Origin of the sequence: Micromonospora sp. NBC_01655 (assembly GCF_026339755.1) — a bacterium.
Taxonomy (GTDB): Bacteria; Actinomycetota; Actinomycetes; order Mycobacteriales; family Micromonosporaceae; genus Micromonospora.
In genome coordinates this window covers 1,787,041-1,807,884 of the sequence record NZ_JAPEQF010000001.1, presented here as the reverse complement: position 1 = coordinate 1,807,884, position 20,844 = coordinate 1,787,041, and the positions used below count along the sequence as shown (strand labels likewise).

Genomic DNA, 20,844 nt, shown 5'->3' with positions numbered 1-20,844 from the left:
CTTCTCCCCCAGTACGCGCGCACCGCCCCACGGTGCCGTGGGGCGGTGCGAGCGTACTCGTTCGGCGGGGTCCGCAGTGGACGGCTCAGGAGCCGAGCTGGGCCAGCAACTCGTCGGCCGCGGCGTACGGGTCGAGCGCCCCCTGCGCCACCTTCGCGGCGAGCGTCGACAGCTCCGTACCGTCGCGCAGCGAGCCGATCCGGGCGCGCAGCACGCCCAGCGCGATCGCCTCGATCTCGGCGGCGGCCCGCGCCTCCCGGCGGCGGCGCAGCTCGTCGTGGCGCTCCAGCCAGTCGCGGTGCTTGTCGATCGCGGCGGCGACGTCGTCGATCCCCTCGCCGCGCACGGCGATCGCCCGGACCACCTGCGGTCGCCACTCGCCGGGCCCCCGCTCGCCCAGGGCGATCATGCCCTGGATGTCGCGGACGGTGGCGTCGGCGCCGTCCCGGTCGGCCTTGTTGACCACGAAGACGTCGGCGATCTCCAGGATGCCGGCCTTGACCGCCTGGATGGCGTCGCCCATGCCCGGAGCGAGCAGCACCAGCGTGGTGTCGGCCAGCGAGGCGACCTCCACCTCGGCCTGCCCGACGCCGACGGTCTCCACCAGCACCACGTCGCAGCCGGCGCCCTCCAGCACCCGGACCGCCTGCGGGGTGGCCGCCGAGAGCCCGCCGAGGTGGCCCCGGCTGGACATCGACCGGATGTAGACGCCCGGGTCGGTGGCATGGTCCTGCATCCGCACCCGGTCGCCGAGGATCGCCCCGCCGGTGAACGGGCTGGACGGGTCGATGGCCAGCACCCCGACCCGGTGGCCGCGCGCCCGCAGCGCCCGGACCAGCTCGTTGGTGGTGGTCGACTTGCCCACCCCGGGCGACCCGGTCAGCCCGACCACCTGGGCCTGGCCGGCGTACGGGGCGAGGGCCGCCGCCACCTGCGGCAGCACCTCGTCGCCGGACTCCACCAGGGTGATCAGCCGGGCCACCGCCCGGGGGTCACCGGCGCGGGCCCGCTCCACCAGCATCGGCACGTCCCGGCTGCGGCGCACCGACGGCACGCCGGCGGCCGGGAGCTGCTCGACCGCATCGCTCACCGTGCCGCCTTCGTTCGCGACTGCGGGGCTCGCACACCCCGCTCACTCCTCGCGCTCACACTGCCGCCTTCGTTCGCGACTGCGGGGCTCGCACACCCCGCTCACTCCTCGCGCTCACACTGCCGCCTTCGTTCGCGACTGCGGGGCTCGCACACCCCGCTCACTCCTCGCGCTCACACTGCCGCCTTCGTTCGCGACTGCGGGGCTCGCACACCCCGCTCACTCCTCGCGCTCACACTGCCGCCTTCGTTCGCGACTGCGGGGCTCGCACACCCCGCTCACTCCTCACACTCACACTGCCTCGCTGGGGCTGGGGACGTGGATGATCAGCGCGTCGCCCTGGCCGCCGCCGCCGCACAGCGCCGCCGCGCCGGTGCCGCCGCCACGCCGCTTCAGCTCAAGCGCGAGGGTGAGCACCAGCCGGGCGCCGGACATGCCGATCGGGTGGCCGAGCGCGATGGCGCCGCCGTTGACGTTCACCTTGTCCGGGCTGATCCCCAGGTCACGGGTGGACTGGACGCCGACGGCGGCGAACGCCTCGTTGATCTCGACGAGGTCGAGATCCTCGATGCCCAGGCCGCCCTTCTTCAGCGCGTGGTTGATCGCGTTGGAGGGCTGCGAGTGCAGCGAGTTGTCGGGGCCGGCCACGTTGCCGTGCGCGCCGATCTCGGCCAGCCAGGTCAGCCCGAGCTCCTTGGCCTTGGCCTTGCTCATCACCACCACGGCGGCGGCGCCGTCGGAGATCGGCGAGGAGCTGCCGGCGGTGATCGTGCCGTCCTTGGCGAACGCGGGACGCAGCTTGGCCAGCGACTCGGCGGTGGTGTCCGGCCGGATCCCCTCGTCCTCGCTGATCACCACCGGGTCGCCCTTGCGCTGCGGGATGATCACCGGGGTGATCTCGTCGGCGAAGTGGCCGTTCTTCTGCGCGGCGGCGGACCGCTGGTGGCTGGCCGCGGCGAACGCGTCCTGCTCCTCGCGGGTGATGCCGTGCTTCGCGCCGTGCCGCTCGGTGGACTCGCCCATCGAGCAGCAGTCCCAGGCGTCGGTGAGCCCGTCGAGCGCCATGTGGTCCTTGATCGTGACGTCGCCGTACTTGTAGCCGGCGCGCTGGCCGAGCAGCAGGTGCGGGGCGTTGGTCATCGACTCCATGCCGCCGGCCACCACGATGTCGAACTCGCCGGCCCGGATGAGCTGGTCGGCCAGGGCGATCGCGTCCAGGCCGGAGAGGCAGACCTTGTTGATGGTCAGCGCCGGCACCGACATCGGGACGCCCGCCTCGACGGCGGCCTGCCGGGCCGGGATCTGGCCCGCGCCGGCCTGGAGCACCTGGCCCATGATCACGTACTGCACCTGCTCGGGGGCCACCCCGGCGCGCTCCAACGCGGCCTTGATCGCGACGCCACCGAGCTTCGTCGCCGGGAGATCCTTGAGGTTGCCGAGCAGGCGGCCCATCGGGGTCCGCGCGCCGCTGACGATCACCGAAGCCATTGCCTGCCTCCGAGGGGGATGCCGAGCCGTACACCTTAACGATTGTTTGGTTACACCGGTGTTCGGTCAGACTAGCGCCATGGCTGAGAACTCCCCCGCCGAGCCCGCTGCCGACTTCGTCACAGACATCGGCCTGCGCCGCATCGACCACGTCGGGATCGCCGTCGCCGACCTGGACGCCGCGATCGACTTCTACCAGCGAACCTTCGGGATGCGCTGCGTACACACCGAGACCAACACCGAACAGGGCGTCCGCGAGGCGATGCTGGCCGTCGGCCCGAGCGCCGAGGGCGGCTACGTGCAACTGCTCGCCCCGCTGACGCCGGAGTCGACCATCGCCAGGTTCCTGGACCGCAAGGGCCCGGGGATCCAGCAGGTGGCGTACACCGTGGCCGACGTCGACGCGGCCTGCGCGGCGCTGCGGGCGCGGGGGATGCGGCTGCTCTACGAGGCCCCCCGCCGGGGCACCGCGAACTCCCGGATCAACTTCGTCCACCCCAAGGACGCCGGCGGCGTCCTCGTCGAGCTGGTCGAGCCCGCCGAGCACTGAGAGCAGGGGTCCCCTGATTGCGGTCGCCGGCTCGGCAGGGGACCCCTGTCCACACCCCGCCCAATCCCCGCGGCGCCGGGCCCGCACCACGCGCGCCGAGCGCGCCGATGCGCGGTTGAGCAGCCGTCCGGGCAGCTCCACGCATCGGCCGATGCAGTTTTTCACAGAGCCCTTCCCACCCTAACTACCGTTCAGTAGCGTCCTGCCCCAACAGGAGTGCGGCCGGTGCCGGATGTGTCGGATGCCGACATGGTGGTCGGCGCGCACCGACGCCGACCATGGCAGCACCGGGCCGGACCGACGGCCACCATGTGGATCCGCCGGGCCCGACGCAGGTGCGGACCGAACGGGAGGTCACCATGCAGGACATCCTCGAAGCGATCATGGCGGCGGAGGGCTCCGACGAGTCCGGGCGGCAACTCGCCGGCCTCGCCGGCCTGCCCGTGCCGAAGAGCTACCGGGGCGTGGTGGTGCGCGCCGACGAGACCCGGATGTTCGAGGGACTATCCACCCGGGACAAGGACCCGCGCGCGTCCCTGCACGTCCAGGAGGTGCCGACCCCCGAGCTGGCCCCCGGCGAGGCGCTGGTCGCGGTGATGGCCAGCGCGATCAACTACAACACCGTCTGGACCAGCATCTTCGAGCCGGTCCCCACCTTCCGGTTCCTCCAGCGGTACGGCCGGATCTCCGCGCTGACCGCCGGGCACGACCTGCCGTACCACGTGGTGGGGTCGGACGCGGCGGGCGTGGTGCTGCGCACCGGTCCCGGGGTGACGAAGTGGTCGGTCGGCGACGAGGTGGTGGCGCACTGCCTGTCGGTGGAGCTGGAGGACGCCGCCGGCCACGACGACACCATGCTCGACCCGCAGCAGCGGATCTGGGGCTTCGAGACCAACTTCGGCGGCCTGGCCGAGCTGGCCGTGGTCAAGGCCAACCAGCTCATGCCCAAGCCCCGCCACCTGACCTGGGAGGAGGCGGCCAGCCCCGGGCTGGTCAACTCGACCGCGTACCGGCAGCTCGTCTCGCACCACGGCGCGAACATGAAGCAGGGCGACGTCGTGCTGATCTGGGGCGCCTCCGGCGGCCTCGGCGGGTACGCCACCCAGCTCGCGCTCAACGGCGGCGCGATCCCGGTCTGTGTGGTGTCCTCCCCGGACAAGGCCGAGCTGTGCCGGCGGATGGGCGCCGGACTGGTGATCGACCGGGCCGCCGAGGGGTTCCGGTTCTGGTCCGACGAGCACACCCAGAACCCGGACGAGTGGCGGCGCTTCGGCGAACGGATCCGGGAGCTGACCGGCGGCGAGGACCCGGACATCGTCTTCGAGCACCCGGGCCGGGAGACCTTCGGCGCGAGCGTCTACGTGGCCAGGCGCGGCGGCACCATCGTCACCTGCGCCTCGACCAGCGGCTACCAGCACCAGTTCGACAACCGCTACCTGTGGATGAACCTGAAGCGGATAGTCGGCAGCCACTTCGCCAACTACCACGAGGCATGGCAGGCCAACCGGCTCGTGACGCTCGGCCAGATCCATCCGACGGTGTCCCGGACGTACCCGCTGGAGCAGACCGGCCAGGCCGCGTACGAGGTGCACCGCAACCAGCACCAGGGCAAGGTGGGGGTGCGTTGCCTCGCCCCGACCGACGGCCTCGGCGTGCGGGACCCGGAGTTGCGCTCCCGGCACGAGGTCGCGATCAACCGGTTCCGCGGTCGCTGAACCGTCCGGCCGGCCCCCGGGCCGTCCGGGGACGCCCGGGCGGCCATTGCGGTGATCGCGCATTGCCTTTCGCCAGGGGTCGTCGACCCCCCTTTCGCGTCATAGCGCCCCGAGTCGACAAAGGCCCGCGGGGCGCTCCCGCGACCCCTTTTCCCGCCCGTCCGACCGGCCGCCCGACCCGGCCGGGAGCTGCCAAGATCGCCAGTCCGCGCGGGCCGGGTGACGGCGGCAAGTTGACCATGTAAAGAGGACACGAAAGCCCCGCACCGCTCTTGCGAAGCACCCCGGGGCGTCTGCGAGTATGTCCCAATGCCCCAGCAGCAGTCCTCCCCTCTTGCGTTCTTCGATAACGCGAACTCGCAGCCAGATTTCACCGTTGGCCTGCGCGGATACAACGTCGGGCAGGTCGATGACTTCATCGGTCGACTCACCGCCGCGCTGACCCAGTCCGAGCAGGCCCGCGCCGAGGCAGAGCAGCGGATGAACGACGCCCAGCGTCGGCTCCGCCAGGCCGAGCAGCGCCAGAGCGCGCTGGAGCAGAAGCTCACCGAGACCAACAAGCAGCTCGAGGAGAACAGCCGGCCGACCCTCTCCGGCCTGGGCACCCGCGTCGAGCAGATCCTGCGGCTGGCCGAGGAGCAGGCCAACGACCACCGCAACGAGGCCAAGCGCGAGTCCGAGGGGATCCTCTCCGCTGCCCGCCTGGAGGCCCGCGAGATCACCGACAAGGCCCGCGCCGAGGCCGCCGCGATGAAGGCCACCGCCGAGCGCGAGGCCGGCAGCGTCCGCACCGCCGCCGAGCGGGAGGCCGCCGAGGTCCGCGTGCAGGCCCGCCGGGAGGCGGACACCCTGCGCGCCGACGCCGAGCGGGAGACCAAGCAGCTGCGCACCGTCACCGCGCACGAGGTGGCCGAGCTGAAGTCGACCGTCGAGCGGGAGGTCGCCACGCTGCGCGCCACCGCCGAGCGGGAGATCACCCAGCAGCGGGCGAAGGCCGCGCGGGAGGCCGAGGAGAAGCGCGCCGAGGCGACCAAGCTGCTCACCGACGCCCGCGACAAGCGCGACAAGGACCTGCAGGCCCTGGAACTCCAGCTCGCCGAGCGGCGCGAGAAGTCCGAGCGCGAGGAGTCCGAGCGGCACGCCGCCCAGGTCGCGCAGACCCAGAAGCTGGTCGGCGAGGCCGAGCAGCGGGCCCGGGCCGCCCAGGAGCGCGCCAAGGAGATCGAGCAGCGCGCCGAGGCCCGCCGGGTCGAGTCCGAGCGCACCGCCAACGAGACGGTCGAGAAGGCCAAGTCGCTCTCGGAGAAGACCCTCAACGAGGCCAAGGCGGAGGCGAAGCGGCTGCTCACCGAGGCCCGCACCGAGGCCGACCTGACCACCCAGGCCGCCCGCCGCGAGGTCGAGGACCTCACCCGCCAGAAGGACGCCGTCACCTCGCAGCTCGGCCAGATGCTCTCCGGCCTCGCCGGCATCGTGCCGGGCGTTCCGTCGGCGCCGGCGCAGGCCAAGCCGGAGGCCGCCAAGGCGGACACCAAGGACGAGCGGGCGACGGCGGAGCCCGCCGGCTGACCGACCGTACGGCCGGGGCATGACACGGCGCGGGGTGACACCGGGTGACCGGTTCAACCCCGCGCCGTATCCGTTTCCCGCCCCTTGACACCGCTGCCGGTGGCGGCAGTGAAGTAGCTCCCATCCGGGCCGTCCGTATCGCCCCAGCCGGGCGTGATGCGTGTGAGGATGGGAGCATGTCGCACGGCGAGGAACTGTTTGCGCTCGGCGGGGATGTGACCACGGAGCCCAGCTTCGAGTCCGCCCTGCGGGGGTACGAAAAACGACAGGTGGACCGGTACGTCGCTCGTGCGGAGCACGAGATCGCGACACTGGCGGCCGAGCGGGAACAGGCGTACACACAGATCCACAAGCTGGCCGGGCAGGTCGAGGTGCTGCAACGCGACCTCGCCCAGGTGCGCAAGCAGGTGGGGGTGGTGGACCGGGCCTCGTTCCGGCACCTCGGCCCCCGGGTCGAGCAGATCCTCGCCCTCGCCGAGGAGCAGGCCGACGACATCCTGGCCGCCGCGAACGAGGAGATCGAGGCCCGGCGGGCCGCCGCCGAGCACATCGTCTCCGAGGCCAAGGAGCAGGCCGCCCAGGCGCTCAAGGACTTCGAGATCGCCCTCGCCGCCCGGCGGGCCGAGGAGGAGCGGCACAGCGCCGCCCGCCGCGCCGAGGCGGACGCCACGCTCAGGGCCGCCCAGGAGGAGTCCACCCGGCTCGGCAGGGCCGCCCAGGAGGCCCTGGCGAAGGCCCAGCAGGAGGCCACCCAGCTCCGGGACACCGCCAAGGAGATCCACACCCGGGCCCAGCAGGAGGCGACCAAGCTCCGCGAGGCGGCCAAGGAGGCCCTGACCAAGGCCCAGCAGGAGGCCACCCAGCTCCGCGAGGCGGCCAAGGAGGTGCACGCCAAGGCCCAGCAGGAGGCCAAGCGGCTCACCGATTCCGCCACCGAGGCCGGCCGGGCCACCCACGCGAAGGCGTTGCAGGAGGCCAAGCGGATCACCGACGACGCCGAGGAGGCGGCGAAGGGCACCCGCGACCGGGCCCGGCAGGAGACCGAGCGGCTCACCACCCAGGCCAACGAGGCCACCAAGCGCCAGCGCGCGGAGACCGAGGCGTACGTGCAGCGGATGCGCACGGAGACCGAGGCGTACGTGCAGCAGTCGCGCGCCCAGACCCAGCAGGAGCTGGGCGCCTGGCGGGCCGGGGTGGAGAAGGAGGTCAACGACCGGCGGGAGGCAGCCGACCGCGAGCTGGCCGGGCGCAAGGCGACCGTCGAGCGGGAGTACGCCGAGCGCCGCGACGAGTTGGACAAGCAGCACGCCACCCGGCAGGGCGAGCTGGAGCAGCAGTACGCCGCCCGGCGCGCGGAGATCGAGGACGGCGCCGCCGAGGTCCGGCGCGCCGCCGAGCAGGACGCCCTGACGATGCGCCGGCAGGCCGAGGAGGAGGCCGCCACCCTGCTGGGCCGGGCCGAGGCCGACGCGACCGACAAGCGGCGCAAGGCCGACGAGCACGTGGCCGCCTCCCGCCGCCAGTTCGAGGAGTACGCGGCCACCACCCAGCAACACCTGGCCACCACCCAGCAACACCTGGCGGCCACCCAGCAGGAGGTGGCCGCCGGCCGCCAGCAGTTGGCCCAGGTGATGCTGGAGATCGCCCAGGCCCAGCAGCAGCTCGCCGACCTGCGGCAGGAGACCTGGCAGTCCCGGCAGGAGTCCGACGAGCTCCAGCGGGAGATGCTCGACCTGCGCCAGCGGTTGGCCGGCGCGCGGCTGTCCGGCGACGGCACCGGCCCGGCCCTGGTCGCGCCGAGCCTGGACGGAGCCGGACCGGCCGGGACCGGCGACGGCGCGGCGTCGGCGGCCCGCAACGGCATCGCCCCGGCGAAGGCCGCCGACGGCGCCGCCACGGCCACGCCCGACCCCGTGCCCGCCAAGGGCGAGCCCGTCAAGGCGACCGCCGACGCGGGTGCGGCGAAGGTCGCCCCGGCCGACGGTGCCGGGCCGGCCAAGGCCCGGCCGGTGGCCGAGCCGGTCACCACCGTGGACGGCGGTACGGCCAACGCGGGGGTCGACGGCGAGCCGACGGTGGCCGCGGTGCCTGGCGAGGGCGGCCGGAAGGCCACCCCCACGAAGATCACCAGCACCGGCGAGAACGGCAAGCGGCCGACCAAGCCGACCACCGACGAGCGCAGCGCCAAGCCGAGCAAGGTGACCGTCGAGTCCGAGTGAGCCGGCGGGGCTCCCCGGACGACCGGACCGGCCGACCCCGGGGCGACCGGGGCGGCCCCGGGGAGCACCGCGCACTACCCTCCCGGGCAGGAGCCCGCGCGACCGACCACGCCCGCGGGCCTGGGAGAGGGTCTCCGGTCGGGCACCCGGAGCGCGGAGGAGGGTCCGGTGACGCAGGACGTGCCGGCAGGCGGCAACCCACCGGACGACGGGACCGCCGTCGGCCCGGCCGACGACGGCCCAGCACGCGGGGCCCCGGCCGACGGGCGGGGCGGACGGGCGACGGCGGGCGACGCCCCGACGACCGGACGGGCACCGACGGGCGCCGACGCGAGTGACTTCGACGCGCCCGGCGCGATCGCCACCGGCTCCGGCCGGTTCGGGCCGCCGGGGCGGCCGTTGCGCCGCAACAGCTTCCTGGTCGGCTTCACCGGGGCACTCGGCGTGCTGCTGGCGTACGCCGTCTTCCTCGGCATCCGCAACGCGGCCGGCATCCTCGTGCTGGTGGTCATCGCGCTCTTCCTGGCCGTGGGGCTGAACCCGGCGGTGGTCCGGCTGCGCTCGTGGGGCCTGCCGAACGGGCTGGCGGTGGCGACGGTGGCGCTGACCATGCTGCTGCTGATCGTCGGCGGCCTGGTGGCGCTGGTGCCACCCGTGGTCACCCAGTCCGGCCAGTTCGTCGAGCAGCTCCCCAGCTACGTGGAGGAGCTGCGCCGCAACGAGGCCGTGAACGACTTCGTCGTGCGGTTCGACGTGATGAAGAAGGTTCAGGCGGCGGCGAACGCGGACACCATCGGGCGGGCCCTGGGCGGGGTACTCGGCGGCGCGCAACTGATCTTCGGCACGCTCTTCCGGGCGCTCACCGTACTGGTGCTGACGATCTACTTCCTCGCCTGGTTCGACCGGCTGCGCCACCTCGGGTACTCGCTGGTGCCCCGCTCGCGCCGCCGCCGGGTACAGCTCATTGGCGACGAGATCCTCGCCAAGGTGGGCTCGTACATGGTCGGCGCGCTGAGCATCGCCGTGCTGGCCGGCGTGACCACCTTCGTGTTCGCGCTGATCGTCGGGCTGCCGTACCCGTTCGCGCTGGCGGTGGTGGTCGCGGTGACCGACCTGATCCCGCAGATCGGCGCGACGCTGGGCGCGGTGGTGGTGAGCCTGGTCGGCTTCGCCACCGGCCTGCCGGTCGGGATCGCCTGCGTCGTGTTCTTCGTGGTGTACCAGCAGGTGGAGAACTACCTGATCTACCCGAAGATCATGCGCCGGTCGGTCGAGGTCAACGAGGTCGCCGCCCTGCTCGGCGCGCTGTTCGGGGTGTCCCTGTTGGGCGTGGTCGGCGCGCTGGTCGCGATCCCGCTGGTGGCCGCCCTCCAGTTGATCCTGCGGGAGGTGGTCCTGCCCCGCCAGGACACCCGCTGACGCCCGCTGAAGCCCGCTGGCGGGCGTGCGCGGGCACCGCCGGCCCGACAAAGGGGCACCGAACGCCGGGCGGGTGGCCCGGCGGCACCCTCGCGGGTCAGTCCGCGCGCGGGCCGGGGACCGGGGTGTCGGCGAAGGAGGCGACCGTCCGGTCGGCGTACGCGCTGGCGTCGCCGGTCTCCATCGGGCCGTCCCAGGTGCGTGGCAGGGGCAGCGGGGCGGCCGGGTTGACCCGGCGGACGATCTCGTCGAGCACGGTCTCGGCGTCGCCGACCCACAGGTGCTTCGCGCCGGGCACCCCGACCACCTCGGCCTGCGGCACCGCCGCGAAGCGCTCGCGGGCCTCGTCGGGGCGCAGGTAGTCGTCGAACTCGGGCACCAGGGCGGTCAGCGGCTTGCCGGTCCCGGCCCAGTGGGTGAGGTCGTCGGCGGTGGAGAAGCGCAGCGGCGGGGAGAGCAGGATGGCCCCGGCCACCGCCGGGTCGCAGCCGTACCTCAGCGTCAGGTCGGTGCCGAACGACCAGCCGACCAGCCAGATGTTCGGCAACTCGGCGAACTCGGCGTACTCGATGGCGGCGGCGACGTCGAAGCGCTCGCCGACCGCGTTGTCGAACGAGCCCTCACTGGTGCCGCGCAGGCTGCTGGTCCCCCGGGTGTTGAACCGGAGCACGGCCAGGTCGGCCAGCGCCGGCAGCCGCCAGGCCGCCTTGCGGAACACGTGGCTGTCCATCATCCCGCCATGGGTGGGCAGCGGGTGCAGGCAGACGAGGGTGCCGACCGGCTCCCGGTCGACCGGTCGGGCCAGCTCGCCGACGAGGCACAGACCGTCGGCGGTGTGCAGCTCGATGTCCTCGCGGTGCCCGGGCAGGATCGACGACGCACGGATCGGTGTGCTCACCGTCCCAGTCTCCCGCGCCGCCGCCGCCGTCGCCCAGCGGGGCGGAAACGGGGTGATCCAGATCGCTCAGCCGTACCGGGGGGCGCCCCGGCCGCGCTGCACCGCCGGACCGCGCCGGTCCCGCGCCCGCCAGCAGCCGCTGTGCCAGTGCCGGCGATCGGTCAGGTCGCCCCGGTCGTCCGCCGGCCAGGCCACCAGGTGCGGCACCCCCGGGCGGATCTCCTGGTCGCAGCCGGGGCAGCGGTACGTCTTGGCCGACGCCCCGCCGCTGATCCCGCGCACCTGCCAGTCGCCGTCGCGCCACTGCTGCACGGTGGGCACGCCGTGGCGGGCCTGGTCGGCGTCCAGGTGGGCGTGCTCGTCCCGGCGGGGACGGTTGCGGCGGGGGCTCACAGTCACCAAGCGTACGGTCCGCCGGCCGGACCGGCCCGGGTCGGGCGGTCCGACCGGCGGACCCCCGCTCAGTCCCAGGTCTCCGGATCGCCCAGGTCCTTCGCCACCTGCACCCCGGCCAACACCGTCGTCGCGTCCGCCTCGGTGAAGCCCTTCTCGGGCCAGCCGAAATCGGCGGTCAGGTGTGCCTTCGGGAACCCGAGCAGCTCCAGTTTCGTGCCATCCGGGTAGAGGTAGCCGGGTCGGCCACCCACCACACGGTTGCTCTCGGTAGTGCTCTCCCCAATCTGCACCCCGTACAGCAGCTTCACCCACATGGTCGCCGACGGCTCCCGGTAGAGGGTGAGCTCGGCCCTGAGACCCCCGGGGAAGGCGGCGACGTCAACGGAGCAGGCGCTCACCGCCGCGCCCTCCGGCAATGTGCTCAGCCGCAATGGCGCCACGCACCGGCGTGCCTCATCCCAGCGGATGGCATCCACGGCCTTGACCAGCACGCTCCGGTCGCCGACGAGCATGCTCGCCCGGGCGTACAGGCCGGGGGCGGGCTGCCAGGCCGTGACCAGACCGTGGCCCGTACGGCCGAACTGCCGGACGGCGCCGTCGAAGGTGAGCCGGACCACGGCCTCCTGTAGGGGGACACCATCGATCAGGAGTTCGTTGATCATCTGCGCGGAGCGGCTCACCTCGACCAGGACCGGCTGTCCGCCGCCGATGTTGAACCGGATCGACTCGAGCTGGTTCGAGCGGTAGACGGCCCAGCCCAGGTAACGAGCCTGGCTGGTGTCCACGCCCAGGTGCAGCACCTGCGGGTCGGTGCCGACCAGGTCGGGCCGCTGGGCGGCACCCGACACCCCGTCAGCCCGGGGCGGCACGGGCGCGGCGACGGCCGGTGTGGCGGCGGCCGGTGTGGCGGCGGCCCACGGCAGCCGGCCGGAAAGCCCGGCGACGTCCGTCCCGGTCGCCCCGACGAAGCCAAGGACCCCGACCAGGGCCAGGGCGGTGCCGGTGGCGGCCCGACGGCGCAGTTTGCGGCGGCGGCCCCGGGCCTGCGCGGCCCGCAGCAGCCGGTGGGTATCAATCTCGCCCTCGGCGCGCTCCCGCAGCGCCGAGGCGATTCGCTGGTCCAGATCGGTCACGACCGGCTCCCGTTGGTCGTCGGGGCGCCGCAGCGCACCCGGAGGTGGGCGAGCGCCCGCATTGCGTGGCTACGGACGGTGACCGGCGAGCAGTCGAGGATCTGGGCGATGGTGGCGTCGTCCAGGTCCTCGTAGTAGCGCAGCACCAGCACGGCGCGCTGACGGTCGGGCAGCGCCCGGATCAGCCGCCACATCTCGTCCCGGTCGGCCGCCTCCCCGCCGAGGTCGCCCCGCTGGGCCTGCTCGGCGAAGGTGTCCACGGCCAGCTCCCGGCTGGACCGCCGGCGCCACCACGAGTTGTTGGCGTTGACCAGCATCCGGCGCACGTACACGTCGGGCCGGTCGGCGCCGGCGATCTTCCGCCAGTGCACGTACGCGCGAGCCAGGACGTCCTGGGTCAGGTCCTCGGCGCGGTGCTCGTCGCCGGTCAGTAGCCGGGCCAGGCGCAACAGGGCCGGGCCACGGCTGCCGACGTACTCCTCGAAGGTCACACCCTCAAGACGCCGTCACCGACGCCCGGTGTTGACCCGGATCAGCGATTTGTGTGGTCGCGGAAACCGCGACCGCTCTTGCGGCCCAGGTAGCCGGCGGTGACCAGGTGCTCCAGCAGCGGCGCCGGGGCGAAGCCGGGCTCGCGCAGCTCCAGGTACAGCTCGCGCTGGATGGCCAGCGAGACGTCGAGGCCGACCACGTCGAGCAGCTCGAACGGGCCCATCGGGTAGCCGCAGCCGAGCTTCATCGCGTGGTCGATGTCGTCGGCGGTGGAGTAGCTGGCCTCCAGCATCCGCACCGCGTCGTTCAGGTACGGGAAGAGCAGCGCGTTGACGACGAAGCCGGACCGGTCGGCGCAGACCACGCCGGTCTTGCCCAGCACCGCGCAGACCGCGCGGGCGGTGGCGGCGGTCTCCTCGGAGGTGCGGATGGTCCGCACGATCTCCACCAGCGGCATGACCGGCGCCGGGTTGAAGAAGTGCAGCCCCACCACGTCGGCCGGCCGGTGGGTGGCCATCGCGACGTCGATCACCGGCAGCGAGGAGGTGGTCGTGGCGAGCAGCACGCCCGGCTTGCAGATCTCGTCGAGGCTGGCGAACAGCGCCTTCTTGACGCTCAACTCCTCGACCACGGCCTCGACGACGAGGTCGACGTCGGCGAGGTGGTCCAGGGTCGCCGACCAGGTGACCCGGCCGAGCGCCGCGTCCCGGTCGCGCTCGCTGAGTTTGCCCCGCACCACGCCCTTGTTCAGCGAGGTCTTGACCGCCTCGCACACCTTCGCGGACTTCTCCGCGCCCCGGGTCACCGAGACGACCTCGTAGCCGGCCTTGGCGAAGACCTCGATGATCCCGGTGGCCATCGTCCCGGAACCGACCACGCCGACCTTCGCGATGGCCCGCGCGCCGTCGGCCAGCCCCGGCCCCGTCGCCGCCGGGGTCCGCTCGTCCGGTACGACCTTCGGCGAGCCCGGCCGCTCGTAGGTGTAGAAGCCCCGGCCGGACTTGCGGCCGAGCAGCCCCGCGGTGACCATCTGCTTGAGCAGCGGCACCGGCGCGTGCCGGCGGTCCCGCCCGCCCCGCCGGTACATGGTGTCCAGGATCTCGTACGCGGTGTCGAGGCCGATCAGGTCCATCAGGGCGAGGGGGCCCATCGGCAGGCCGCAGCCGAGCTTCATGGCGGCGTCGATGTCCTCGCGGGTGGCGTAGTGCGACTCGTACATCGCCACGGCGTGGTTGAGGTAGCCGAACAGCAGCGCGTTGGCGATGAAGCCGGCCCGGTCGTTGATGGTGACGTCGACCTTGCCGAGCCGAGCGCAGAGGGCTTCCACGTCGGCGACCACCTCGGCGGAGGTGACCACCGTGCGGACCACCTCGACCAGCTTCATGACCGGGGCGGGATTGAAGAAGTGGATGCCGATGACCTGGTTGGGCCGTCCGGTGGCGACCGAGATCTCGGTGACCGACAGCGAGGAGGTGTTGGTCGCCAGGATCGCCTCGGGCCGGCAGATCCCGTCCAGCTCGGCGAAGAGCCGCTGCTTCAGGTCGAGGTGCTCGGGGACCGCCTCGATCACCAGGTCCACCGAGTGCAACGCGTCCAGGCCGACCTGGAAGTCCACCCGGGACAGCAGGGCGTCCCGGTCGGCCTCGGCGAGCTTGCCCCGGGCGACCGCCCGGTCGGTGGAGCCGGTGAGGTTGGCCCGGCCGCGTTCCAGGGCCCCCTCGGAGATCTCGACCGCGACGACGTCGATGCCGTTGCGCGCGAAGACCTCGACGATGCCCGCACCCATGGTGCCCAGCCCCACAACGCCCACGCTGGTGAACTCGCGCGCCACGACAGACCTCCCCGATGCTCCGTCAGACCGCTGAACGGTCCCTAAGGCTATGCGCGCGAGTCTGCCATCTCGCGCCCAGTTGTCGAGTCACGGTGGGGTAATTCACGAGCGCGCCCGGCGCACGGGACGGAACCGGGGCGACCGGCGCCCGGCGACCGGGGCGGGGCGGGGCGGACCTACGCCCGGCGCCCGGCCAGCGCCAGCAGCTCGGCGACGAACTCCGCCGGCCGCTCCAGGTGCGGGCTGTGCCCGCAGCCGGCGAGCACGACCTCCCGGTACGTCCCGCCGGCCGCCGCGTACCGGTCGAGCACCGCCCGGGTCTGGCCGACCATCGGCTGGGGCGGGCAGTCCCGCTCCCCCGGCCAGCCGGGCAGCACGCCCAGCGAGCCCAGGTACGCCAGGTCGAACAGCGAGGTGTCCGAGACGATCACGTCGGCGTCGCCGCGTACCCAGGTCACCGGGGGCTTGACCGCGACGGCGACCAACTCCTCGGCGATCCGGAAGTGGGCCGGGGTGAGGGCGTTGAGCACGCCCCGGTCGCCCGGCGCGGTGCCCGGCCAGTGCGGCGAGGCGGTCGTCGTGCCGGGGTAGTTGGCGTCCCCGGTGGCGGTGGACAGCAGGCTGTCCAGCAGCAGTTCCTCGTCCTCGCCGAACGAGGCCGGGTCCGCCACGTACGCGCTGCGCAGCACCGCGCGCGGGCTGTTCGGGCCGTCCTCGCCCCGGTCGCCGGCGGCCAGCCGGGCCACGAAGTCGGGATTCACGCCACCGGCCCCGGCGCCGGCGAAGTCGGGCGTGGTCGGGGCGCCGTCGAGGTCGCGGGTGGCACCGAAGCCGTACGGCGACACGGGCGCCGAGAGCAGCAGGCCGGCCACCCGGTCGGGGTGGTCGACCAGCAGCCGCATCGCCACGCCCCCGCCGAGGGAGTGCCCGACCACGACCGGCCGGGCAGCGGGCAGGAACAGCCCCGGCGCGTCGAGCAGGGCGGCGACGTCGTCGGCGAAGTCCCGCAGCCCCCGGGTGGCGTCCACCGGGGCGGTCTCGGTGTCGCCGTAGCCGCGCAGGTCCGGGGCGACCACCCGGAGGGTGGCCGGCAGCCGCCGGACCAGCGGCTCCCAGAACAGCGAGGACGAACAGTTGCCGTGCACCAGCAGCACGGGCAGGCCGTCCGGCGGCCCGGCCACCCGGACCCGCTGGACGATGCCGTTGGCCGTGACGGTCTGCTGCACGCTCTCCATCGCGGCATGGTGTCATGCCTCGCCCGCCCGCTCCATGTGCCCGGCCACCACCGGGCGCCGGTCCCGGATGTGTGCCGGCGGCCTCAGGTGCGGGCGGCGAGCGGCAGCGGGAGGGTGGGGCGGCGGTCGCGGTTCCGGGGGGCCGGCTCCAGCCGCAGCCCAACGGGATCGGTCCGGGCCAGGCCCGGGTCGAAGAAGCGCAGCTCGGTGCGGCCCAGCCGGATCACGTCCCCGTCGGAGAGCTGCTCCGGCCCGTCGATCCGCCGGTCGTTGAGCCAGGTGCCGTTGGTGGATCCCAGGTCCACCAGCGTCACCCCGCCGACGGTCAACCACACGCTGGCGTGCCGGCGGCTCAGGTGCGGGTCGTCGACGGCGATGTCCACCGTCGACGCGCGGCCGATCACCTGCGGCTCCGTGCGGAGCCGGAAGCTGGCCCCACGCATCGGTCCGCCCGCCACGGTCAGCAGCGGCATCAGTTCCGGAAGATCCTCCATGGACGATCAGCCTCCAGCCACCGGTGTCCCGGCGTCAGCGTGCCATCACACGATAGCGGCCCCCACCACCGCCCGGTCACCTCCACGACCCCGCCCGGCCATCTCCGGTCAGCCGGTTCGGCTCCCGCCAGAGCCGTCCGGCCCGTCCTGCCAGTCGGGTTTCCGCACCGGCGAGGCCACCGGCCCGGAGGGCGGTACGGAGGCGGCCCGGAGGGCGGTACGGAGGCGGCCCCGGGGCGGCCCGGCACCAGCCGCCCCGGGGCGCCGGGTCGCCCGACTCCGCCGGGCCGCCGGGGACCTACCGGCGGGTAGCTTCCGGGTCTAGACTTCCGTCATGACGGCTGTGCGTGTCCCGGGTGCCCCGGTCATCGAGGACGGGCGGCTGGTCTCGACCAGCCCCGCCACCGGCGCGGAGGTGGGCCGGCTGCCGGCCGCGACGGCGTCCGACGTCGCGGCGGCGGTCGACCGGGCCCGGGAGGCGGCGATCTGGTGGGCCGGGCTCGGTTTCACCGGCCGGCGGGAGCGGCTGCTGCGCTGGCGCGGCACGCTGGCCCGGCGGATCGAGGAGCTGGCCGAGCTGGTGCACGCCGAGGGCGGCAAGCCCGTGCCCGACGCCATCGTCGAGGTGCTCACCGCGATCGAGCACATCGACTGGGCCGGCCGCAACGCCGGCCGGGTGCTCGGGCCGCGTCGGGTGCGCTCCCGGCTCATCCTCGCCGAGTTCTCCGGCCACCTGGAGTACCAGCCGTACGGAGTGGTCGGCGTCATCGGCCCGTGGAACTACCCGGTCTTCACCCCGATCGGCTCCACCGCGTACGCGCTCGCGGCCGGCAACGCCGTCGTCCTCAAGCCCAGCGAGTACACCCCGGCCGTCGGCCAGTGGCTGGTCGACGCCTTCGCCGAGGTGGTGCCGGAGCAGCCGGTGTTCGGCGCGGTGCACGGTCTCGGCGACGTCGGCGCGGCGCTGTGCCGCTCCGGCGTCGACAAGCTGGCCTTCACCGGCTCGACGGCCACCGCCAGGAAGGTGATGGCGGCCTGCGCCGAATCGTTGACCCCGGTGCTGCTTGAGGCCGGCGGCAAGGACGCCATGATCGTCGACAGCGACGCCGACCTGGACGCCGCCGCCGAGGCGTGTGTCTGGGGCGCGCTCACCAACGCCGGCCAGACCTGCATCGGCATCGAGCGGGTGTACGCGGTCGAGCCTGTCTTCGACGCGTTCGTCGGCAAGGTGGTGGAGAAGGCCGGCCGGCTGACCGTCGGCGCCGAGGGGGCCGACATCGGGCCGATCACCATGCCCGCCCAGCTCGACGTGATCCGCCGGCACATCGACGACGCGCTGGCCCGGGGCGGTCAGGCCGTGCTCGGCGGCGCGGACGCCGTGCGACCCCCGTACGTGCACCCGACCGTGCTGGTGGAGGTGCCGGAGGACTCCGCCGCCGTCCGCGAGGAGACCTTCGGACCGACGCTGACCATCAACCGGGTCCGCGACGCCGACGAGGCGGTCACCCGCGCCAACGCCCTCCCGTACGGCCTGGGTGGTTCGGTCTTCGGCCGGCGGCGGGCAGTGGCCATCGCGCGGCGGCTGCGCTCGGGGATGGCCGCGGTGAACTCCACCCTGACCTTCGCCGGGATGTCCACCCTGCCGTTCGGCGGGGTCGGCGAGTCCGGCTTCGGCCGGATCCACGGCGAGGACGGGCTGCGCGAGTTCGGCCGGGCCAAGGCGATCACCCGCCGCCGGGCCCGGTCGCTGCTGCCGGCGATGACCTTCGAGCGCACCCCCGCCGACGTCGCCCGCCTGGTCAAGGTCACCAAGCTGATGTACGGCCGCCGCCGCTGACCCGCCGCGCCACTGTCCCGCCGCGCCGGCCTACCGGGCCGGGCCGGCGGTCAGGCTGGGCGGTTCAGAACAGGGTCAGCTCGTCGCGCTCGATACCGCGCAGCTTGTCGTAGTCGACCACCACGCAGCGGATGCCCCGGTCCGTCGCCAGCACCCGGGCCTGCGGCTTGATCTCCTGGGCGACGAAGACGCCGCTGACCGGGGCGAGCAGCGGATCGCGGTTCATCAGTTCGAGATAGCGGGTGAGCTGCTCCACCCCGTCGATCTCGCCGCGCCGCTTCACCTCCACGGCGACCGCGCCCTGCGCGGCGTCCCGGCAGAGCAGGTCCACCGGCCCGATCGCCGTCATGTACTCCCGGCGGACCAGGGTGAACCCCTCACCCAGAGCGGTCGGGTTGGCCGCCAGCAACTCCTGTAGGTGCGCCTCGACGCCGTCCTTGCGCAGGCCCGGGTCGACGCCCAACTCGTACGAGGTGTCCTGGAAGATCTCCTCCAGGGTGATCCGCAGCTCCTCGCCGGCCTTGTTCACCACCCGCCACACGCCGGGGGCCTCCTGGAGCCGGCAGGGCGGGCTCATCCAGTTCAACGGCTTGTACGCCCGGTCGTCGGCGTGGATCGACACCGACCCGTCCGCCTTCACCATCAACAAGCGCGTGGCCAGCGGCAGGTGAGCCGAGAGCCGTCCGACGTAGTCCACCGAGCACTTCGCAATCACCAGCCGCACCCGACGAGGGTAGCGGAGACCCCGGCCTCCGCCGTCGAGCGGCACTGGCGTGGCGGTGCCATGCTGAGACGGTGTTCGAAGTGCTCACGGGTACCGGGCTCGCCGCGTCGGCGGGTCTGAACGCCTACATTCCCCTGCTCACCATGGGACTGCTGGCCCGCTACACCGACCTGATCGACCTTCCCAGCGGCTGGCAGTGGCTCGGCAACGGCTGGGTCGTGGTGATCCTCGCGGTGCTGCTCACCGTCGAGGTCGTCGCCGACAAGGTGCCGGTGGTCGACCACGTCAACGACGTCGTGCAGACCGTGGTGCGGCCGACCGCCGGCGGGCTCGCCTTCGGCGCCGGCTCCGCCTCGGAGACGGTCACGGTCAGCGACCCCGGCCACTTCTTCTCGTCCAGCCAGTGGGTGCCCGTGGCGACCGGCGTGCTCATCGCCTTCGGCGTGCACCTGCTCAAGTCCGCCGCCCGGCCGGTGATCAACGCGACCACCGCGGGCGTCGGTGCCCCGGTCGCGAGCACCGCCGAGGACGCCACCAGCGTGGTGATGTCCGTGGTCGCGATCATCCTTCCGGTACTGGTGCTGGCCTTCCTGGCCGGCCTGGCTCTTTTCCTGTTCTGGTTCCTCCGCCGACGCAGGGACCGCCGCCGCGAGCGCCAGGCCGCCCGCGCCGCCGGCTTCCGCGTCTGACCACCCACCCACCTCGGCTCTTCTACAAGGCCCTCAGGACGCGCAGACGCCGCTGGCCGGTCCCCTGATGTCGGGGACCGGCCAGCGACTTGTTCGGTACGGGTCAGCTGTTCCAGTGTTCGGCGACCAGGTCGGCGGCCTGCTGCTCCCACTGCGCGTACGCGTCGGGGTACGCCGACACCTGCACCGTCTGCGCGGCCTCGGTCAGCGGCATGTCCCGCCACCCGTCAACCTGCTTCAGGCCCTTCAGGAACGCCAGGGTCGAGTGCTCCGGATCGGTGATCTGCTCCGGCGAACCCCACCCGGACGACGGACGCTGCTGGAACAGACCCAGCGAGTCATGGTCGTTGCGGTCGCCCAGGTGACCCAGGTTCTCCAGCTTCGACTCCTGCAACGCGGTACCGACCGAGACGACGGCGGCCCGCTCGTCCAGGCCGGCCTTCTTCGTCGCGGCGACGATCGCCTTGACGTTGGCGGTCTGCTCACCGTCAAGCGTGATACGCGACTGCTCGCCCCGCACGCCGTGCGGGATCAGCTTGCCCTTGTCCACGCCCGGCTTGTCGACGCCCGGCTTGTCGGCCTGCACGGCGACCGCCTTCGGGGCCGACTCGACGGCCGGAGCGGCGTGGGCGGTGGCCGGACCGGCGAACACACCACCGGCGAACGCGAGACCAGCGATACCGAGAACGCTCTTACGCATGATCGTGTTCATGGGGGTGACTCCAATTCGGGGGTCGACACACCAACACCCCACGGGGGCAGGGCAGGCATGTGAGCACCACGTCAAGGCGCCCAAGAAGATCAAAAAGGGGGAGATCCATCCGGCACCGGCCTGCGAAGGCTCGTGGCGCCGGGTCCAGACGTAACGACCGACAGCCGGCCCGCATTCCCACCCGACGACCCGGGGGGGTCACGGGTCCGGGCACGTCAGCAGCACATCCGCTACTCGATCGTCCGCCATGTGTAACGCCCCCACCCCACCCCATGTTCCACCCCCGCCATGCCCCCGCTCACACCCCACCCCCGCCCTCTCGCGGTGATCAAGAGGTTTGTGTCGGAATCGGG

18 protein-coding genes are annotated in these 20,844 nt (G+C 73.2%); 7 read left to right on the top strand and 11 right to left on the bottom strand.

All coding sequences use genetic code 11. The annotated features are described in order from the left end of the window. Positions 1-85: 85 nt before the first annotated feature. Both meaB and OOK41_RS08540 read right to left on the bottom strand, forming a co-directional pair. Positions 86-1,090, bottom strand: coding sequence for a methylmalonyl Co-A mutase-associated GTPase MeaB (gene meaB / locus OOK41_RS08545; protein WP_117670720.1), 1,005 nt, complete (start codon positions 1,088-1,090; stop codon positions 86-88). A 291-nt stretch (positions 1,091-1,381) separates the two neighbouring features. Further along, positions 1,382-2,578 (bottom strand): acetyl-CoA C-acetyltransferase, encoded by a 1,197-nt coding sequence (locus OOK41_RS08540; RefSeq protein WP_117670715.1) that lies wholly within the window; start codon positions 2,576-2,578, stop codon positions 1,382-1,384. Between the two features lie 79 nt (positions 2,579-2,657). Between OOK41_RS08540 and mce the strand changes: the two genes are divergently transcribed. The 5 genes from mce (at position 2,658) to OOK41_RS08515 (ending at position 10,050) form a co-directional block, all read left to right on the top strand. Beyond that, on the top strand, positions 2,658-3,128 hold the full coding sequence (gene mce, locus OOK41_RS08535; RefSeq protein ID WP_266263756.1) for a methylmalonyl-CoA epimerase: 471 nt from the start codon (positions 2,658-2,660) through the stop codon (positions 3,126-3,128). Between the two features lie 359 nt (positions 3,129-3,487). Next, positions 3,488-4,843, top strand: a complete 1,356-nt coding sequence (gene ccrA / locus OOK41_RS08530; protein WP_266267756.1) for a crotonyl-CoA carboxylase/reductase — start codon at positions 3,488-3,490, stop codon at positions 4,841-4,843. 309 nt (positions 4,844-5,152) lie between these two features. Further along, positions 5,153-6,412 carry a cell division protein DivIVA gene (locus tag OOK41_RS08525; RefSeq protein ID WP_266263754.1) on the top strand — a complete coding sequence of 420 codons (1,260 nt, stop codon included), beginning with the start codon at positions 5,153-5,155 and terminating at the stop codon, positions 6,410-6,412. A gap of 176 nt (positions 6,413-6,588) precedes the next feature. Continuing rightward, the gene (locus OOK41_RS08520; RefSeq protein ID WP_117670708.1) at positions 6,589-8,631 is read left to right on the top strand and encodes a hypothetical protein; all 2,043 of its coding nucleotides are present in this window, start codon (positions 6,589-6,591) and stop codon (positions 8,629-8,631) included. Positions 8,632-8,988: 357 nt separating this feature from the next. Beyond that, complete coding sequence (locus tag OOK41_RS08515) at positions 8,989-10,050, top strand: AI-2E family transporter (RefSeq protein ID WP_266267755.1); 1,062 nt, start codon at positions 8,989-8,991, stop codon at positions 10,048-10,050. A 97-nt stretch (positions 10,051-10,147) separates the two neighbouring features. Here the strand turns inward: OOK41_RS08515 and OOK41_RS08510 are convergent, their stop codons facing one another. The 7 genes from OOK41_RS08510 to OOK41_RS08480 all read right to left on the bottom strand — a co-directional run bounded on the left by OOK41_RS08510 (position 10,148) and on the right by OOK41_RS08480 (position 16,529). After that, positions 10,148-10,948: an alpha/beta hydrolase gene (locus OOK41_RS08510; RefSeq protein WP_117670706.1), complete on the bottom strand. Its 801-nt coding sequence runs from the start codon at positions 10,946-10,948 to the stop codon at positions 10,148-10,150. 66 nt (positions 10,949-11,014) lie between these two features. Further along, entirely contained in the window at positions 11,015-11,347 is a 333-nt protein-coding gene (locus OOK41_RS08505; protein ID WP_266263751.1) for a hypothetical protein, read from the bottom strand. 62 nt (positions 11,348-11,409) lie between these two features. After that, positions 11,410-12,477, bottom strand: a complete 1,068-nt coding sequence (locus tag OOK41_RS08500) for a hypothetical protein (protein WP_266263749.1) — start codon at positions 12,475-12,477, stop codon at positions 11,410-11,412. Further along, positions 12,474-12,968 (bottom strand): SigE family RNA polymerase sigma factor, encoded by a 495-nt coding sequence (locus OOK41_RS08495; RefSeq protein WP_266263747.1) that lies wholly within the window; start codon positions 12,966-12,968, stop codon positions 12,474-12,476. The genes OOK41_RS08500 and OOK41_RS08495 overlap by 4 nt, the downstream gene beginning before the upstream one ends. 41 nt (positions 12,969-13,009) lie before the next feature. Then, on the bottom strand, positions 13,010-14,800 hold the full coding sequence (locus OOK41_RS08490; protein ID WP_266263745.1) for a 3-hydroxyacyl-CoA dehydrogenase family protein: 1,791 nt from the start codon (positions 14,798-14,800) through the stop codon (positions 13,010-13,012). A gap of 176 nt (positions 14,801-14,976) precedes the next feature. Then, positions 14,977-16,035, bottom strand: a complete 1,059-nt coding sequence (locus tag OOK41_RS08485; protein ID WP_117670696.1) for an alpha/beta fold hydrolase — start codon at positions 16,033-16,035, stop codon at positions 14,977-14,979. An 83-nt stretch (positions 16,036-16,118) separates the two neighbouring features. Beyond that, positions 16,119-16,529: an FHA domain-containing protein gene (locus OOK41_RS08480; RefSeq protein ID WP_266263743.1), complete on the bottom strand. Its 411-nt coding sequence runs from the start codon at positions 16,527-16,529 to the stop codon at positions 16,119-16,121. A gap of 334 nt (positions 16,530-16,863) precedes the next feature. On the opposite strand from OOK41_RS08480, the gene OOK41_RS08475 reads away from it, so the two are divergent. Beyond that, a complete protein-coding gene (locus OOK41_RS08475; RefSeq protein WP_117670692.1) occupies positions 16,864-18,366 on the top strand; it encodes an aldehyde dehydrogenase family protein in 1,503 nt (500 codons plus the stop codon). A 64-nt stretch (positions 18,367-18,430) separates the two neighbouring features. On the opposite strand, the gene nucS is transcribed toward OOK41_RS08475, so the two are convergent. Beyond that, positions 18,431-19,090 (bottom strand): endonuclease NucS, encoded by a 660-nt coding sequence (gene nucS, locus OOK41_RS08470; RefSeq protein WP_117670690.1) that lies wholly within the window; start codon positions 19,088-19,090, stop codon positions 18,431-18,433. A 71-nt stretch (positions 19,091-19,161) separates the two neighbouring features. Between nucS and OOK41_RS08465 the strand changes: the two genes are divergently transcribed. After that, the gene (locus OOK41_RS08465; RefSeq protein ID WP_266263739.1) at positions 19,162-19,779 is read left to right on the top strand and encodes a DUF4126 domain-containing protein; all 618 of its coding nucleotides are present in this window, start codon (positions 19,162-19,164) and stop codon (positions 19,777-19,779) included. A gap of 103 nt (positions 19,780-19,882) precedes the next feature. Here OOK41_RS08465 and OOK41_RS08460 read toward each other — a convergent pair whose 3' ends face one another. Next, on the bottom strand, positions 19,883-20,491 hold the full coding sequence (locus OOK41_RS08460) for a hypothetical protein (protein WP_266263737.1): 609 nt from the start codon (positions 20,489-20,491) through the stop codon (positions 19,883-19,885). Positions 20,492-20,844 lie beyond the last annotated feature (353 nt).

Excerpts from the sequence above, each read along its gene's own strand:
- OOK41_RS08475 (WP_117670692.1), top strand. The coding sequence starts at position 16,864 with ATGACGGCTGTGCGTGTCCCGGGTGCCCCGGTCATCGAGGACGGGCGG.
- OOK41_RS08525 (WP_266263754.1), top strand. The coding sequence starts at position 5,153 with ATGCCCCAGCAGCAGTCCTCCCCTCTTGCGTTCTTCGATAACGCGAAC.
- ccrA (WP_266267756.1), top strand. The coding sequence starts at position 3,488 with ATGCAGGACATCCTCGAAGCGATCATGGCGGCGGAGGGCTCCGACGAG.
- mce (WP_266263756.1), top strand. The coding sequence starts at position 2,658 with ATGGCTGAGAACTCCCCCGCCGAGCCCGCTGCCGACTTCGTCACAGAC.
- OOK41_RS08460 (WP_266263737.1), bottom strand. The coding sequence starts at position 20,491 with ATGAACACGATCATGCGTAAGAGCGTTCTCGGTATCGCTGGTCTCGCG.
- OOK41_RS08480 (WP_266263743.1), bottom strand. The coding sequence starts at position 16,529 with ATGGAGGATCTTCCGGAACTGATGCCGCTGCTGACCGTGGCGGGCGGA.
- OOK41_RS08520 (WP_117670708.1), top strand. The coding sequence starts at position 6,589 with ATGTCGCACGGCGAGGAACTGTTTGCGCTCGGCGGGGATGTGACCACG.
- OOK41_RS08540 (WP_117670715.1), bottom strand. The coding sequence starts at position 2,578 with ATGGCTTCGGTGATCGTCAGCGGCGCGCGGACCCCGATGGGCCGCCTG.
- OOK41_RS08485 (WP_117670696.1), bottom strand. The coding sequence starts at position 16,035 with ATGGAGAGCGTGCAGCAGACCGTCACGGCCAACGGCATCGTCCAGCGG.